Annotated in this window: 16 protein-coding genes; 8 read left to right on the top strand and 8 right to left on the bottom strand. The window is 71.0% G+C overall.

Features of this window, described 5'->3' with window-relative positions; genetic code table 11:
- Positions 1-869 (bottom strand): AfsR/SARP family transcriptional regulator (locus GRC12_RS32465; protein ID WP_208783145.1); only part of this gene is annotated, 869 nt, incomplete at its 3' end.
- A gap of 199 nt (positions 870-1,068) precedes the next feature.
- On the opposite strand from GRC12_RS32465, the gene GRC12_RS32460 reads away from it, so the two are divergent.
- Entirely contained in the window at positions 1,069-1,866 is a 798-nt protein-coding gene (locus GRC12_RS32460) for a site-2 protease family protein (RefSeq protein ID WP_208783143.1), read from the top strand.
- A 46-nt stretch (positions 1,867-1,912) separates the two neighbouring features.
- Here GRC12_RS32460 and GRC12_RS32455 read toward each other — a convergent pair whose 3' ends face one another.
- From GRC12_RS32455 to GRC12_RS32440, 4 genes are all read right to left on the bottom strand, one after another.
- On the bottom strand, positions 1,913-2,350 hold the full coding sequence (locus GRC12_RS32455; protein ID WP_308286688.1) for a recombinase family protein: 438 nt from the start codon (positions 2,348-2,350) through the stop codon (positions 1,913-1,915).
- Between the two features lie 272 nt (positions 2,351-2,622).
- Positions 2,623-2,808 carry a hypothetical protein gene (locus tag GRC12_RS32450; protein WP_208783142.1) on the bottom strand — a complete coding sequence of 62 codons (186 nt, stop codon included), beginning with the start codon at positions 2,806-2,808 and terminating at the stop codon, positions 2,623-2,625.
- A 96-nt stretch (positions 2,809-2,904) separates the two neighbouring features.
- Entirely contained in the window at positions 2,905-3,621 is a 717-nt protein-coding gene (npdG, locus tag GRC12_RS32445; protein ID WP_208783141.1) for an NADPH-dependent F420 reductase, read from the bottom strand.
- A gap of 37 nt (positions 3,622-3,658) precedes the next feature.
- Positions 3,659-4,732 carry a sialidase family protein gene (locus GRC12_RS32440; protein ID WP_208783140.1) on the bottom strand — a complete coding sequence of 358 codons (1,074 nt, stop codon included), beginning with the start codon at positions 4,730-4,732 and terminating at the stop codon, positions 3,659-3,661.
- A gap of 124 nt (positions 4,733-4,856) precedes the next feature.
- On the opposite strand from GRC12_RS32440, the gene GRC12_RS32435 reads away from it, so the two are divergent.
- Both GRC12_RS32435 and GRC12_RS32430 read left to right on the top strand, forming a co-directional pair.
- Entirely contained in the window at positions 4,857-5,459 is a 603-nt protein-coding gene (locus GRC12_RS32435) for a hypothetical protein (RefSeq protein WP_208783138.1), read from the top strand.
- A gap of 61 nt (positions 5,460-5,520) precedes the next feature.
- Entirely contained in the window at positions 5,521-6,834 is a 1,314-nt protein-coding gene (locus GRC12_RS32430) for an MFS transporter (RefSeq protein ID WP_208783137.1), read from the top strand.
- On the opposite strand, the gene GRC12_RS32425 is transcribed toward GRC12_RS32430, so the two are convergent.
- Positions 6,835-7,065 carry a hypothetical protein gene (locus GRC12_RS32425; RefSeq protein WP_208783136.1) on the bottom strand — a complete coding sequence of 77 codons (231 nt, stop codon included), beginning with the start codon at positions 7,063-7,065 and terminating at the stop codon, positions 6,835-6,837. It abuts the gene before it with no gap.
- Between the two features lie 58 nt (positions 7,066-7,123).
- Here GRC12_RS32425 and map point away from each other — a divergent pair, with 58 nt between their 5' ends.
- On the top strand, positions 7,124-7,981 hold the full coding sequence (gene map, locus GRC12_RS32420; RefSeq protein WP_133043020.1) for a type I methionyl aminopeptidase: 858 nt from the start codon (positions 7,124-7,126) through the stop codon (positions 7,979-7,981).
- 15 nt (positions 7,982-7,996) lie between these two features.
- Here the strand turns inward: map and GRC12_RS32415 are convergent, their stop codons facing one another.
- On the bottom strand, positions 7,997-8,653 hold the full coding sequence (locus GRC12_RS32415; protein WP_208783135.1) for a PhzF family phenazine biosynthesis protein: 657 nt from the start codon (positions 8,651-8,653) through the stop codon (positions 7,997-7,999).
- A gap of 229 nt (positions 8,654-8,882) precedes the next feature.
- Between GRC12_RS32415 and efeO the strand changes: the two genes are divergently transcribed.
- The 4 genes from efeO to GRC12_RS32395 are packed head-to-tail and all read left to right on the top strand — an operon-like array spanning position 8,883 to position 13,165.
- Positions 8,883-10,034 carry an iron uptake system protein EfeO gene (gene efeO, locus GRC12_RS32410; RefSeq protein ID WP_208783134.1) on the top strand — a complete coding sequence of 384 codons (1,152 nt, stop codon included), beginning with the start codon at positions 8,883-8,885 and terminating at the stop codon, positions 10,032-10,034.
- Between the two features lie 13 nt (positions 10,035-10,047).
- The gene (gene efeB / locus GRC12_RS32405) at positions 10,048-11,337 is read left to right on the top strand and encodes an iron uptake transporter deferrochelatase/peroxidase subunit (RefSeq protein WP_208783132.1); all 1,290 of its coding nucleotides are present in this window, start codon (positions 10,048-10,050) and stop codon (positions 11,335-11,337) included.
- 3 nt (positions 11,338-11,340) lie between these two features.
- Positions 11,341-12,213 carry an iron uptake transporter permease EfeU gene (gene efeU / locus GRC12_RS32400; RefSeq protein ID WP_208783130.1) on the top strand — a complete coding sequence of 291 codons (873 nt, stop codon included), beginning with the start codon at positions 11,341-11,343 and terminating at the stop codon, positions 12,211-12,213.
- The gene (locus GRC12_RS32395; RefSeq protein ID WP_208783128.1) at positions 12,173-13,165 is read left to right on the top strand and encodes a hypothetical protein; all 993 of its coding nucleotides are present in this window, start codon (positions 12,173-12,175) and stop codon (positions 13,163-13,165) included. Before efeU ends, GRC12_RS32395 begins: the two co-directional genes overlap by 41 nt.
- Positions 13,166-13,191: 26 nt before the next feature.
- Here the strand turns inward: GRC12_RS32395 and GRC12_RS32390 are convergent.
- Positions 13,192-13,761, bottom strand: a 570-nt coding sequence (locus GRC12_RS32390) for a bifunctional DNA primase/polymerase (protein WP_208783126.1), incomplete at its 5' end; no start/stop codon positions are given.

Here is a 13,761-nt window from a genome sequence, read left to right as displayed (position 1 = left end):
GGGTTGGGGAGCGCCCCCGGCCCGGATGCCGTGCCCGGCGCTCCCCCGTCGAGGGTGCGGGGCGAACTCGCCCTCCCGGCGGCGGAGTTCGCCCGGCCCGCTGCGCCGAGCCCGCGCCCGGCACCCGGCTCGTGCCGCTCCTCGGGGCGCAGCAACTCCCCGTACAAGGACCTCAGTTCGGGTCCGGGGTCGGCTCCCAGCCGGTCCGCGAGCAGCTGTCGTACGTCCTCGAAGGCGGCGAGTGCCTCCGCCGTGCGGCCGGCGTCGCGCAGGGCGCGCAGGCGCAGGGACTGGAGGGGTTCGTCGAGGGGGTGGGTGTCGCACAGGGCGGTCAGTTCGGGCAGCGACTGTTCGGCGTGGCCCAGGGCGAGCGCGGCGGTGTGGCGGGCGCGCAGGGCGTCCAGGCGGCGGGTCTCCAGGCGGGCCGTCCGGGCGGTGCCGTCGGGGAGGTCGGCGAGGACGGGACCGTGCCAGAGGGCGAGGGCGTCGTCGAGGACACCGGCCGCCTTGGCGGGGTCGCCGTCGGCCAGGGCTCGGGTGCCCTCGCCGGTGAGCCGTTCGAAACGGTGCAGGTCGACGTCGTCGGGCGTGACGGTGAGGCGGTAGCCGCCCTCCACCGAGGCGATCGCGTCCGCGCCGAGCGCCCGCCGCAGCCGTCCGACCAGTGCCTGCAGCGCGCCCGACGCGTCGGCGGGCGGGTCACCGTCCCAGACCTCGTCGACGAGCGTGCGGACGGGCACGGTGCGGCCGGCCCGCAGGGCGAGCACGGTGAGCAGGGCACGCAGCCGCGCCCCGCCGACGGCGACGGGGCTGCCGTCCGGCCGGAACGCCTGAGCTGTACCGAGGATGCGATAGCGCACGGGGTCCATTGTCTCCGGTGGCTCGGGGGCCGGTCACGGGATTCGGCCGGGCGGGGTGGCGAAGCAGGAGCACAGGCCCGCCTGAGCCATGCCCCGCCGGAGCCATGCCCCACCTTCCCCGGAACCTCGGCCCCACCGCGAGACGTTTTCACCTGTGCCCGGTACCGTCGGGCGTCCCATCGCGTGCACGTTCAGTCCAGGGAGCCCCATGACCACCGCGACCACCCGCCACAGCGACCGGCGGATGAGCCCCGTCTTCGTCGGCATTCTCGCCGTCACGGCGGTCACCGGCTGGGCCACCTGGTCCGGGTTCGCCGAGCAACCCGGCGTGGCCGTGTTCCTGTTCGTGACCGCGGCCTGGGTGGTCTCCCTGTGCCTGCACGAGTACGCACACGCGCGCACCGCCCTGCACAGCGGCGACATCACCGTCGGCAGCAAGGGCTATCTGACGCTGAACCCCCTGAAGTACACGCATGCCCTGCTCAGCATCGTGCTGCCGGTGCTGTTCGTGATCATGGGCGGGATCGGGCTGCCTGGCGGTGCCGTCTTCATCGAGCGCAACCGGATCCGAGGGCGGTGGCGGCACAGTCTCATCTCCGCCGCCGGTCCGCTGACGAACGTCCTGTTCGCCGTCGTCTGCACCGCCCCGTTCTGGCTGCACGCCCTGGACGGCGTCCCCCGCGACTTCCGCTTCGCGCTCGCCTTCCTCGCGCTGCTCCAGGTCACGGCCGCGCTCCTGAACTTCCTGCCCGTGCCCGGCCTGGACGGCTACGGCGTCATCGAGCCCTGGCTGTCGTACAAGGTCAAGCGGCAGGTGGAGCCCTTCGCACCGTTCGGCCTGCTGTTCGTGTTCGCGCTGCTGTGGGTGCCGTCGGTCAACAGCGCCTTCTTCGACGTGATCGACTCGGTACTGAATACCCTCGGGGTGGACAGAAGCCTGACCGACTGCGGCTACTGGCTCTACCGCTTCTGGAACGGAACGCCTGAGGTTTGTACCAGTTTCTGAGGACGTGGTTTCTGCCGCAGTGGAGCATCCGCGACGAACGCCGCGTTCATCGCGAATGACACTCGCGACTCGTCGAGCCTCCGCCAGCCGGCCCGCTTGCCTCGCCTGACGCGGACGACGACGCCACAGTCCAGGAGCAGGGACCGACGTTCCAGGTCGTCGCCGGCTTCCCACACCTGCGAGTAAGACTCTCCACCTGAGCCGCGAAGGCAAAGAGCATCATCATCAATTCCGACAGGGGGTCCATCGGGTTGCGGAAGTCGAAGACGAGTCGGCCCGCGCTTCCGACACCCTCCTCGAAAACGAGCATCTTGCGATGCTCCTTCGCCCAACCAGCAAGGTCATGCATGTCCGACATCGATGCAACGGCGCGGTCGAAGCGCCACCAGACGATGGCGTCGTACTCGTCCGGAAGCGCCAGCCACTTGCCGAGTTGAGGTCGGGTGAACGGACTGAAGTTCAGTGCTGAGACGTCGAGATCGATGGCCTCGCGGAGGCCGTCTCCCTCCCCTTAGTCGATGTCGAGTGCCGATGCCGACCTGCTTGTCGCCTCTCGTTGCCGCTCGACACTGGTGGACGACTCTGTCAGCACAGACAGACGGATGGCACGCAGGCCACGCAACGGCTTTGCCACGGGATCCCCCGCCATGAGACGCCGTAGTACTGAACAGAACCGGGAGTCAAGTGGTTACTGGTCAGAACCACTACCGCTTCTGATACGTACGAAGGGGCTTCCCCTGATAAGCCGGCAAGAGATCAGCTCGCGACGGGCCCCCGCCGGGCGTCCCGGGCCCGCTTCACGTAATACCAGCACATGTTCGACGACAGGCTCGCCAGCAGGACCCACACGACGCCCAGCCAGCTGCCCTGGACGAAGGAGACCACGGCCGCGGCCACGGAGAGCACGCAGACGATCAGGGCGTAGAGGGCGAGGCGGGGCATTTCTGTCGGCTCCTGTCGGCGGACGGGGTGAACGGCGTGGTCGGAGTGGTCGGCATGGTCGGGGACACCGCCACGGCTCCAGTGTCCCCCACCCGCTCACACGTCCGTGACGCGGAGCCCGGCGTGTGCCTTGTAGCGGCGGTTCACGGAGATCAGGTTGGCGACCAGGGACTCGACCTGGTGGGCGTTGCGCAGCCGGCCGGCGAAGATGCCGCGCATGCCGGGGATGCGGCCCGCGAGCGCCTGCACGATCTCGACGTCGGCCCGCTCCTCGCCCAGCACCATCACGTCGGTGTCGATCTCGGCGATCTCCGGGTCCTCGAGCAGCACGGCCGACAGATGGTGGAAGGCGGCGGTCACCCGGGAGTCCGGCAGCAGGGCCGCGGCCTGCTCGGCCGCGCTGCCCTCCTCCGGCTTGATCGCGTAGGCACCCTTCTTGTCGAAGCCGAGCGGGTTCACGCAGTCGACGACCAGCTTCCCGGCCAGCTCCTCGCGGAGCGACTCCAGGGTCTTGCCGTGCCCGTCCCACGGTACGGCGACGATCACGACGTCGCTGCGGCGCGCGCACTCGGCGTTGTCGGCGCCCTCGACACCGTGGCCGAGTTCATCGGCGGCGGACCGCGCCCGCTCGGCGGCCCGCGAGCCGATGATCACCTTCTGGCCGGCCTTGGCGAGCCGGTAGGCCAGCCCCTTGCCCTGCGGCCCGGTCCCGCCGAGCACCCCGACGACGAGCCCGGAGACATCGGGGAGGTCCCAGGGGTCCTTGGCGGGGGCCTTCGCGGGGATCTGTGCAGCACTGTCGGTAGAGGTCATGGGCCGACTTTACGTCCGCCCCGGCCGCCCCCGGCGCTCAGGTGAGCCGCGTCACGGGCACCCGCCGGAAGGCGATGCGCTCGTAGGGGCCGAAGTCCCCCGTCTCGTGGAGGAGTCCGACGGTCGCGGGGTCGACGCGGACCAGGTCGGAGTACGCGGCGGGCAGGCCGTCGGCCGTGTACGCGGCGCGCCAGGTCCGGCCGCCGTCGGTGGAGGCGCGGATGGTCATCAGGGCGCGGGCGGAGGGGAATGCCGGGCCGGAGAAGAGCAGGACGTCCGGGTCGTGGAGGTGCAGGAGGCTCCCCTGGCAGACGGGGCCGTCGAGTCCGGCCTGGGGGCGGAAGGGGAGCCGCAGGGTCTCGCCGCCGTCCTCGGAGTGGGCGTCGGCGCGGTTGCCGGGGGAGGGTGAGTCGTTGCGGGTGTTGAAGTAGACGCGTCCGTCGGGTAGTTCGGCGGCGGTGGTCTCGTTGGCGTTGATGTAGCCGTCGGTGTTGTCGTCGACGTATCCGAGGGACCAGGTCTCGCCGCGGTCGTCGCTGAGCAGGCAGTGGCCGCCGTTGTACCTGGCCTCGGTTCCGACGTCGGTACCGGTGGGCGGGAGGGTGTGGTTGGCGGGGACGACGACCCGGCCGGAGCGCAGTTGGACGGCGTGGCCGGGGGTGGTGGCGTACCAGCGCCAGCCGGGCCGTTTCACCTGTTCGGTGATCTCCCTCGGGCTCGACCAGGTCGTCCCGTCGTCGTCGCTGTGCCGCACCCATACCCGGCGTCCGTCGGCCTCGCTCACCTGTCCGCGCAGGATCAGGTCCTCGGATGCGGAGGCGGCGGAGCGGACGTGGACGAGCAGGACGCGGCCGGTGTCGAGGACGACGGGGGCGGGGTTGCCGGCGAGGTCGGTGCCGTTGCTCGCGGCGACCTGGAGCGGGCCCCAGGTGCGGCCGCCGTCGGTGGAGCGCCGGAGCACGATCTCGATGTGCCCGTGGTCGCTCGCGGAGTCCACCCGGCCCTCGCAGAAGGCCAGGAGGGTGCCGGCGGCGGTGACGACGACCGCCGGGATGCGGTAACTGGCGTGTCCGTCGCGGCCGGCGCGGAAGGGGACGGTGGTCTCGGCCATGTACGCGCTCCTCGGTGATCGTCGTCGCTCATTCACTCGCGGTAGGCCGCTCCCATCCCCAGGTCGGGCGAATTCGGGGTGAACTGCGGGCCACGAGTGCCCGTTTGGGGCAGGATGCGGGCCCATGGACGCCGTACGTGTCGCGTTGCTGCGTGAAGTCCTCGCCGGGACCGAGTGGTTGGGGGCCACCCGGCGGTTCGCGGGGGCGCTGCGCGGGTCGGTGGTGTCGCACGGGGGCGGGCTGCTGCTGGTGGGGACGTCGGAGTACGAGCCCTGGCATCTGGCGGCGCATCTGGTGGACGAGGCCGCGTGGTCGGGCACGCCGGAGCTTGCGCCGACTCTCGTACGGCATGGGGCGCGCGCGTCGGATCCGGCGCATCTGTCGGTCGGGCTCGGGCGGCTGGCGGCGGCCCGGCGCGGTGAGACGCTGCTGCTGGTCTCGCCGAGTTGCCCTGATGTTCCGCTGCTGGAGCGGGTGCACGACGCGCGGCGGGCCGGGGCGACGGTGCTGGCGCTGGGCGGCGGCGAGGGCGAGCTGGAGTCGATGGCCCATGAGTCGCTCGCCGTCCCGGACGGCTCCGAGCTGGATCTGGACACGGTGCAGCACCTGGTCAGCGCGGCGGCCGGCGAGAACTCCCTGCCGGCTCCGCGCGTCCACCGGCGGCTGCGCGACCGTCTGTCCCGGCTGGCGGACCAGCTGACGGCACCGCCGCCGACCGGCTGGTAGAGGCCGTGTCGCGGGAAAAGCGGTTGCTCCCGGTCCGTGCCCCGGCCGACCATGACCGGTCGTGACCGCCGACTCCCCCGCATCCGCCTCCCGGCTCCGCGCCCTCCTGCCCGATCTCACGCCCTGGCGGGCCTCCGCCGACTTCCGGCGGCTGTGGGTGTCGGGGGCGATCTCGACGTTCGGGAGCTTCCTGACGTTCGTCGCGCTGCCGGTGCAGCTGAAGGAGCTGACGGATTCGACGGTCGCGGTCGGGGCGATCGGAGCCGTGGAACTGCTGCCGCTGGTGCTGTTCGGGCTGTACGGCGGGGCGCTCGCCGACGCTCTGGACAAGCGCCGGCTGATCATCTGGACGGAGGCCGGGCAGGGGCTGCTGTCGGCCGCGCTGCTGCTCAACGCGCTGCTGCCGCGTCCCGCCGTGTGGCCGCTGTACGTCGTGGCCGCGCTGTCCTCCGCGCTGGTCTCGCTCCAGCGCCCGGCGATCGACTCCCTGTGGCCCAGGATCGTGGCCCATGAGCACCTGCCGGCCGCGGGCGCGCTGAACTCCCTGCGCTGGACGGTCGGCGGTGTCGCGGGGCCGGCGCTGGCGGGTGTGGTGGTGGCGTACGCGGGGCTCGGCTCGGCGTACGGCGCGGACCTGGCGACCTTCGTCGTGTCGGTGGCGCTCATGATCCCGATCGCCGCGTCCCCGGCCTCGCACGAGGCCGCGAAGCCGTCCCTGGCGGCGATCGCGGAGGGCGCCCGTTACGCCTGGAGCCGCAAGGAGCTGCTCGGCACCTACGCCGTCGACCTCGCGGCGATGTTCCTGGCGATGCCGCTCGCGGTGCTGCCGTTCCTCGCGGACGAACTGGACGCGAACTGGTCGCTGGGGCTGATGTATGCCACCGTGCCACTCGGTTCGATGGTGGTGAGCCTGACCAGCGGCTGGACCTCGCGGGTGCACCGGCACGGACGGATGGTGGTGCTGTCGGCCGCGCTCTGGGGCGTGGCGATCGCCGGCGCCGGGGTCGTCGGCAACGTATGGCTGGTCCTGCTGTTCCTGACCGTGGCCGGCGGCTGCGACATGGTCAGCGGGATCTTCCGGGGCGCCATGTGGAACCAGACGATCCCGGACGAGCTGCGCGGCCGGCTCGCCGGGATCGAACTGCTGTCGTACTCCATCGGCCCCACCGTGGGCCAGGTCCGCTCCGGCGGATTCGCCGCCTGGTGGGGCGTACGGACGTCCGTGTGGTCCGGCGGCCTGCTGTGCGCGGGAGCCGTGGGCCTCCTCGCCCTGTGCCTGCCGGGGCTGATGACCTACGACGTCCGCACGAACGAGCACGCGCTGCGGCTGCGCGACCGGCGAACGGCGGCCGCACCGGCCGAGGCCCAGGCCTGATCAGTCCTCGTCCGCGCTCCCCGCGGGGGCGTCATGCCACTTGGGGTCGTTCTCCCACTCGAGATTGCGCTCCCGCGCGGTCTGCATCGCGTGCTCGGCCTCCTGCCGGGAGGCATACGGCCCGAACCGGTCCTTGGCGGGACACTCCGGCCCCTCTTCCACCCTCTTGTGCTCGAGGCAGTAGAACCACTCCCCCGGCTTCCCGACCGTCCGCTTCTTGAACAAGGCCATGACCAGCTCCTCTCGCCTCCGACATGTTCCCCCACCCCGGCTCGTTAGACTCGCTGGCATGTCTGGCCAGTCGCTGCTCGTTCCAGGGGAGCTCTCTCCCACCCGTTCCGTTCCCGGACACATCCGCCGGCCCGAGTACGTCGGCAAGCCCGCGCCGGCGCCGTACACCGGGCCCGAGGTGCAGACGCCCGAGACGGTCGAGGCGATGCGGGTCGCCGGGCGGATCGCCGCCCGGGCGATGGAGGAGGCCGCGAAGCTCATCGCGCCCGGGGTGACCACCGACGAGCTGGACAAGGTGGCGCACGAGTACATGTGCGACCACGGGGCCTATCCGTCGACGCTCGGCTACCGGGGCTTCCCGAAGTCCCTGTGCACCAGCGTCAACGAGGTGATCTGCCACGGCATTCCGGACTCGACGCTGCTGCGGGACGGCGACATCGTCAACCTGGACGTGACGGCGTACATCGGCGGGGTGCACGGCGACAACAACGCCACCTATCTGGTCGGGGACGTGGACGAGGAGTCGCGGCTGCTGGTGGAGCGCACCCGGGAGTCGCTCACCCGCGCGATCAAGGCGGTCAAGCCGGGCCGGCAGATCAACGTCATCGGGCGGGTCATCGAGTCGTACGCCAAGCGGTTCGGGTACGGGGTGGTGCGGGACTTCACGGGGCACGGGATCAACTCGTCGTTCCACTCGGGCCTGATCATCCCGCACTACGACAGCCCGCACGCGACGACCGTGATGCAGCCGGGCATGACGTTCACGATCGAGCCGATGCTGACGCTGGGGACGCACGAGTACGACATGTGGGACGACGGCTGGACGGTCGTCACCAAGGACCGCCGGCGCACGGCGCAGTTCGAGCACACGCTGGTGGTGACGGAGACCGGCGCGGACATCCTGACGCTGCCGTAGCCGGTCCCCGGGGGCTCAGCGCTCCGGCTGGCGTTCCAGGTAGACCCGGCCGCCGATCTCCACCCAGCCGTACGGCTGCGGGGCGGTGAGGATCTGGGAGCCGGCGCCCTGGGTGATGTTGAGGGCGCGGCCGAGGCGGTCGGTCAGCAGCAGGGCCGCGGCGCCGGTCGCCTCGTCCTCGTCGATGCCGTCGTCGCGGCCGGGGAAGCCGCGGGCGCGGATCCGTCCGGCCGCCTCGTCCTCCCAGGCCCAGGCGTAGACCCACTCGCCCTTCGGGGGGACGGGCAGGTCGTCGACCTCGGCGGCGGAGGCGTACTGGCGCAGGGTGCGCGGCGGGACCCACTCGGCCCGGGCCTCGATCCAGCAGAACTCCCCGTCCTGGCGCGCCCCGACGAGGCCGGCCGGTGTGACCAGCTCCTCCACGTCGAGCAGCCAGGCGGCGCCGACGCAGGGGTAGCCGGCGAAGGGCAGGCGTACGGAGGGTGTGTAGATGTCGATGACCCCGCGCTCGGGGTCGTCGACGAACACGGTCTCGCTGAACCCGAGCTTCGCGGCGAACGCCTGTCGCTCCGCGGGGTCGGGCATGACGGATCCCTCGCGGACGACGCCGAGTTCGTTGCCGTATCCGCCGTTGGGTGCGCAGAAGACGCGGAGCACGTCGTAGTCGGTCACGGGGGCATTGAAGCACCCCGGAAGCACCCCCGATCCTTTGAATTTCCTTTGACTATTCCTTGGGGTGCGTTTTAGGACAGCGTGATCGTCCCGTGCCCATACGGCGTCCATGAGAGCTGAATCACCGTATGGCTGGGTATCACGCAGGTAAGCCTTAGGTAAGTTAGGCGAGCCTCACCAATCTTTGGTCCGTCCGACACGCGATTTCTCGCCACCCTTTGGAGCCTGCATGCGAGCCGCCAGACTCTCCGTCGTCACCGCTGTCGCCACCGCGGCGGCTCTGACCGCCGTCACGGGCTGCACCGAGAAGAGCAAAGCGGACACCAAGGACGCGATACGGGTCACCGCCGCAGACTCCACGTGCGACACCTCCGCGAAGTCGACGCCGGCCGGTCACGTCACGCTGAGCATCGAGAACAAGGGCTCCAAGGCCACCGAGGTCGAGATCCTCTTCCCCGACGACCGGATCGTGTCGGAGAAGGAGAACATCGGGCCGGGCACGAAGTACACCCTGACCGCCGAGGTCAAGGCGGGCGAGTACGAGATCGCCTGCCGCCCCGGCATGAAGGGCCACGGCGTCCGCCAGAAGCTCACGGTCACCGGCTCCGGCGCGGTCGCCCAGCGCGACCCCCGGCTGGACAAGGCGGTCGCCGCCTACCGCGAGTACGCGCAGGAGCAGGCCGACCAGACCGTCCCCGCGGTGGAGACCTTCGCCGCCGCGATCAAGAAGGGCGACCTCACCGCCGCGCAGAACGCCTACGCCCCCTCCCGCGTCGGCTGGGAGCGCACCGAGCCGATCGCCGAGTCCTTCGGCGACATCGACCCCAAGACCGACACCCGCGCCGACGGCCTGGAGGCCGGCCAGAAGTGGACCGGCTGGCACGCGCTGGAGAAGGCGCTGTGGCAGGACAAGAAGATCGGCGCCGAGCAGAAGACGCTCGCCGACCAGCTGGTCACCGACCTGAAGGACTGGCAGCAGCGGGTCGGCAAGGCGGAGATCACCCCGACCTCCATGGCCAACGGCGCCAAGGAACTGCTCGACGAGGTCGCCACCGGCAAGGTCACCGGTGAGGAGGACCGCTACTCGCACACCGACCTGAGCGACTTCAAGGCCAACGTCGAGGGCGCCCAGAAGGCGTACGAACTGCTCAAGCCGGTCGCGCAGAAGAACGACAAGGCGCTGACCACCGAGCTGGACGCCCAGTTCGCCGCGCTGAACACCACGCTCGACAAGTACCGCTCCACCAAGGCGCAGGACAAGGCGCAGAACGGCTTCGTGTCGTACGCGACCGTCACCAAGGAGCAGCGCAAGGAGCTCTCGGACGCGGTGAACGCGCTCGCCGAGCCCCTGTCGAAGCTCGCCGCCGCCGTCGTGAAGTAGGGACGAGACGACCATGACGGACACTCAGGAAGCCACCACCGCGGACACCTCCGCGCAGAAACAGCCCTCCCGGCGCTCCCTGATCGGCTGGGGCGGTGCCGGCCTCGCGCTCGGTGCCGCCGCGGCCGGCGGCGCGGTCGCGGTGAGCCGCGTCGGCGACGACGTGGACCCGGCCGCCGCCGAGACAGGCGCCGCGGTCGCCTTCCACGGCGCCAACCAGGCGGGCATCGCCACACCGGTGCAGGACAGACTGCACTTCGCCACGTTCGACGTGCAGACCGAGGACCGCGCGGCGTTCGTGCGGATGCTGAAGGACTGGACCGAGGCCGCGCGCCGGATGACGGCCGGGAAGGCGGTCGGCGAGGGCGCGTACGGCGGTCTGGCCGAGGCCCCGCCGGACGACACGGGCGAGGCGCTGGGCCTGAAGCCCTCCCGGCTGACCCTCACCATCGGCTTCGGTCCGTCCCTGTTCGAGAAGTACGGGGACGCGTTCGGGATCGCCGACAAGCGGCCGGAGGCCCTGGTGGACCTGCCGCAGTTCGCCGGCGACAACCTCGACAAGTCCCGCACCGGCGGCGACCTGTGCGTCCAGGCCTGCGCGGACGACCCGCAGGTGGCGGTGCACGCGATCCGCAACCTGGCCCGCATCGGCATGGGCACGGTCAACATCCGCTGGTCGCAGCTCGGCTTCGGCAAGACCTCCTCCACCACCCCGGACGCGCAGACCCCGCGCAACCTGATGGGCTTCAAGGACGGCACCCGCAACATCGCGGGAACGGAGACCGACCGCCTGAAGAAGTTCGTGTGGGTCGGCGAGAAGGACGGGCCGGACTGGATGACCGGGGGCTCCTACCTGGTCGCCCGGCGCATCCGGATGCACATCGAGACCTGGGACCGCACCTCCCTGCAGGAGCAGGAGGACGTCTTCGGCCGGGACAAGGGCGAGGGCGCCCCGGTCGGCAAGGCCAAGGAGCACGACGAGCCGTTCCTGAAGGCGATGAAGCCCACCGCGCACGTGCGGCTGGCACACCCCGACTCCAACAACGGGATCACCATCCTGCGCCGGGGCTACTCCTTCACCGACGGCACCGACGGCCTCGGCCGCCTGGACGCGGGCCTGTTCTTCCTGGCCTACCAGCGTGACGTGCGCAAGGGGTTCATCCCGCTGCAGCGCAGACTGTCGGCGCAGGACGCGCTCAACGAGTACATCCAGCACGTGGGTTCGGCGGTCTTCGCCGTCCCGCCGGGCGTCCGTGACAAGGACGACTGGTGGGGCAGCACGCTGTTCGCCAAGGAGGCGTAGCCCGTGTTCTCCAACTATCTGATCGGCCTGCGCGAGGGTCTGGAAGCCAGCCTCGTCGTCTGCATCCTGATCGCCTACCTCGTCAAGACCGGGCGCCGGGACGCCATCCGGCCCATCTGGATCGGCATCTCCATCGCCGTCCTGATCGCGATGGGCTTCGGTTTCGTCCTGGAGTTCGGCTCCCAGGAGCTGACGTTCCAGGCGCAGGAGGCGCTCGGCGGCTCCCTGTCGATCGTCGCGGTCGGCCTGGTGACGTGGATGGTCTTCTGGATGCGGCGCACGGCCCGGCATCTGAAGTCCGAACTGCACGACAAGCTGGACGCGGCCCTCGCGATGGGCACGGGCGCGCTGGTCGCCACCGCCTTTCTCGCCGTCGGCCGGGAGGGCCTGGAGACCGCGCTGTTCGTGTGGGCGTCGGTGCACGCGGCGAGCGACGGCACCCCGCGCCCGCTGATCGGCGTGGCCCTCGGTCTGGCCACGGCGGTCTTCCTGGGCTGGCTGTTCTACCGGGGCGCGCTGAAGATCAATCTGGCCAAGTTCTTCACCTGGACCGGCGGCATGCTGGTCGTGGTCGCGGCGGGCGTACTGGCGTACGGCTTCCACGATCTGCAGGAGGCCGACATCCTGCCCGGCCTGACCAGTCTGGCCTTCGACATCTCCGGCACCATCCCGCCGGACAGCTGGTACGGGACCCTGCTGAAGGGCGTGTTCAACTTCCAGCCCGACCCCACCGTCCTCCAGGTCACGGTGTGGCTGCTGTACCTGATCCCGACGCTCGCGGTGTTCTTCGCCCCGGTAGGGTTCGCCTCCGGGAAGGGGAAGGTGAAGGCACCTGATGACCAGGGATCGCGGCCCTCGAAGGCTCCGCAGGCTTGACCGGAGGGTACTGATAGCGGCCACGGCGACCGCTTTGTCGCTCACGGCGAGCGGGTGCGTGGTGGTGCACGGGGAGCGCGAGGTGCTCCCTTCCTCCACCCGCGCGGAGGCCGCCAAGGCGCTGACGCAGTTCACGGCCGCGTACAACAAGGCGGACAAGGCGTACGACAGTTCGCTGGACGCCGACCATGTCACCGGCGCCCTCGGGGACATCGACGCGGCCCGGCTGAAGGCCGGTCACCGGACGAGCCCGGGCGGCAATCCCGCGCACACGCCGCTGGAGCTGACGAACGCGACGTTCATCATCCCCAAGAAGGCCGGCTGGCCGCGCTGGTTCGTCGCGGAGGCCAAGGGCAACAAGGGCGGCAACCTGCACTGGCTGCTGGTGTTCACCCGCGACAGCCTGGCCGAGCCCTTCCAGGTGGCGTACCTGACGCTGATCACCCCGGGCTCGCTGCCGCGGATCAAGACGGACAAGGACGGCTGGGCGCAGGCCGTTCCCGCGGACTCCGCCCAACTGGCCGTCGCGCCCCAGGACATGAGCCGCACCTACACCGCGTACCTGAAGAACGGCGGGAAGACCTTCGCCGACGGTCCGCACACCAGTGGCTGGCGGGCCGACCGGGCGAAGGACGCGAAGAAGCCCGGCCTGGTCACGCAGTACATCGACGAACCGCTGACCAGCGGCGACTACGCCCCGCTGGCGCTGCGCACGGCGGACGGCGGCGCGCTGGTGTTCTTCACCACCCGCCGCTACGAAAAGGAGACCGCCGCGGCGGGCGCCTCGATCCCCACGCCGAACGCGAGCGTGCAGGCGCTGACGAGCGGCGAGATCAAGCAGTCGCTGACGATGGAGTTCGTCTCGAACGGGGTCGCCGTGGACCCGAAGGGCAGCGGCCCGGTGTCGGTGGTCTCCCGCCTGGAGGGCCTGACCTCGGCCCAGGGGTCCTAGGGCCGCCCCGGCCGCCCATTGGCCACTCAGTGGCGCAGGGGCCAGGCCGTGTTCGCGTGGTCGGCGCTCTCGCCGGCGTGGCGGGCGCAGGCGTCGGTGAGGGTCTCCAGGAGGGTCAGCGGGTCGGGCAGCGGGTGCTCGGGGCCGCGCACCCAGTGCACGCCCTGGTCGCCGGGGAGCCGGGCGGGCGGTACGAGGACGTAGGAGCCCCGGCAGTGCCAGCGCAGGCCGGGGTGCTCGTCCATGGTCTCGGGGTGGCAGTCCAGCTCGCAGGGCCACCACTCGTCCTCGTCCTCGGGGGTGCCCCGGGTGAGGGTGAAGAACAGCAGCCGGCCGTCGTCGCTCTCGGCGACCGGGCCGATCTCGACGCCGGCGTCCAGCAGCCGCGCCAGCGCCTCCCGGCCGGCCTCCAGCGGCACGTCCAGGACGTCGTGGACCATGCCGGTCGCGGTGATGAAGTTGGCCTGCGGCTGGTGGCGGGCCCAGCGCTCGATCTGGGCGCGGTCGGTGGTGGACTGCGTCTGCCAGGCGAAGGACACGGGATGGCGGGCGGGCGTGGGACAGCCCACGCGGTCGCAGGAGCAGCGGTAGCCGGG

Source organism: Streptomyces griseorubiginosus, assembly GCF_017614965.1.
Classification (GTDB): domain Bacteria; phylum Actinomycetota; class Actinomycetes; order Streptomycetales; family Streptomycetaceae; genus Streptomyces; species Streptomyces griseorubiginosus_B.
Note: the sequence above shows the minus strand (reverse complement) of the source record. Positions and strands in the feature narration are given on the sequence as shown.

Excerpts from the sequence above, each read along its gene's own strand:
- GRC12_RS32460 (WP_208783143.1), top strand. The coding sequence starts at position 1,069 with ATGACCACCGCGACCACCCGCCACAGCGACCGGCGGATGAGCCCCGTC.
- GRC12_RS32450 (WP_208783142.1), bottom strand. The coding sequence starts at position 2,808 with ATGCCCCGCCTCGCCCTCTACGCCCTGATCGTCTGCGTGCTCTCCGTG.
- npdG (WP_208783141.1), bottom strand. The coding sequence starts at position 3,621 with ATGACCTCTACCGACAGTGCTGCACAGATCCCCGCGAAGGCCCCCGCC.
- GRC12_RS32440 (WP_208783140.1), bottom strand. The coding sequence starts at position 4,732 with ATGGCCGAGACCACCGTCCCCTTCCGCGCCGGCCGCGACGGACACGCC.
- GRC12_RS32435 (WP_208783138.1), top strand. The coding sequence starts at position 4,857 with ATGGACGCCGTACGTGTCGCGTTGCTGCGTGAAGTCCTCGCCGGGACC.
- GRC12_RS32425 (WP_208783136.1), bottom strand. The coding sequence starts at position 7,065 with ATGGCCTTGTTCAAGAAGCGGACGGTCGGGAAGCCGGGGGAGTGGTTC.
- map (WP_133043020.1), top strand. The coding sequence starts at position 7,124 with ATGTCTGGCCAGTCGCTGCTCGTTCCAGGGGAGCTCTCTCCCACCCGT.
- efeO (WP_208783134.1), top strand. The coding sequence starts at position 8,883 with ATGCGAGCCGCCAGACTCTCCGTCGTCACCGCTGTCGCCACCGCGGCG.
- efeB (WP_208783132.1), top strand. The coding sequence starts at position 10,048 with ATGACGGACACTCAGGAAGCCACCACCGCGGACACCTCCGCGCAGAAA.
- GRC12_RS32395 (WP_208783128.1), top strand. The coding sequence starts at position 12,173 with ATGACCAGGGATCGCGGCCCTCGAAGGCTCCGCAGGCTTGACCGGAGG.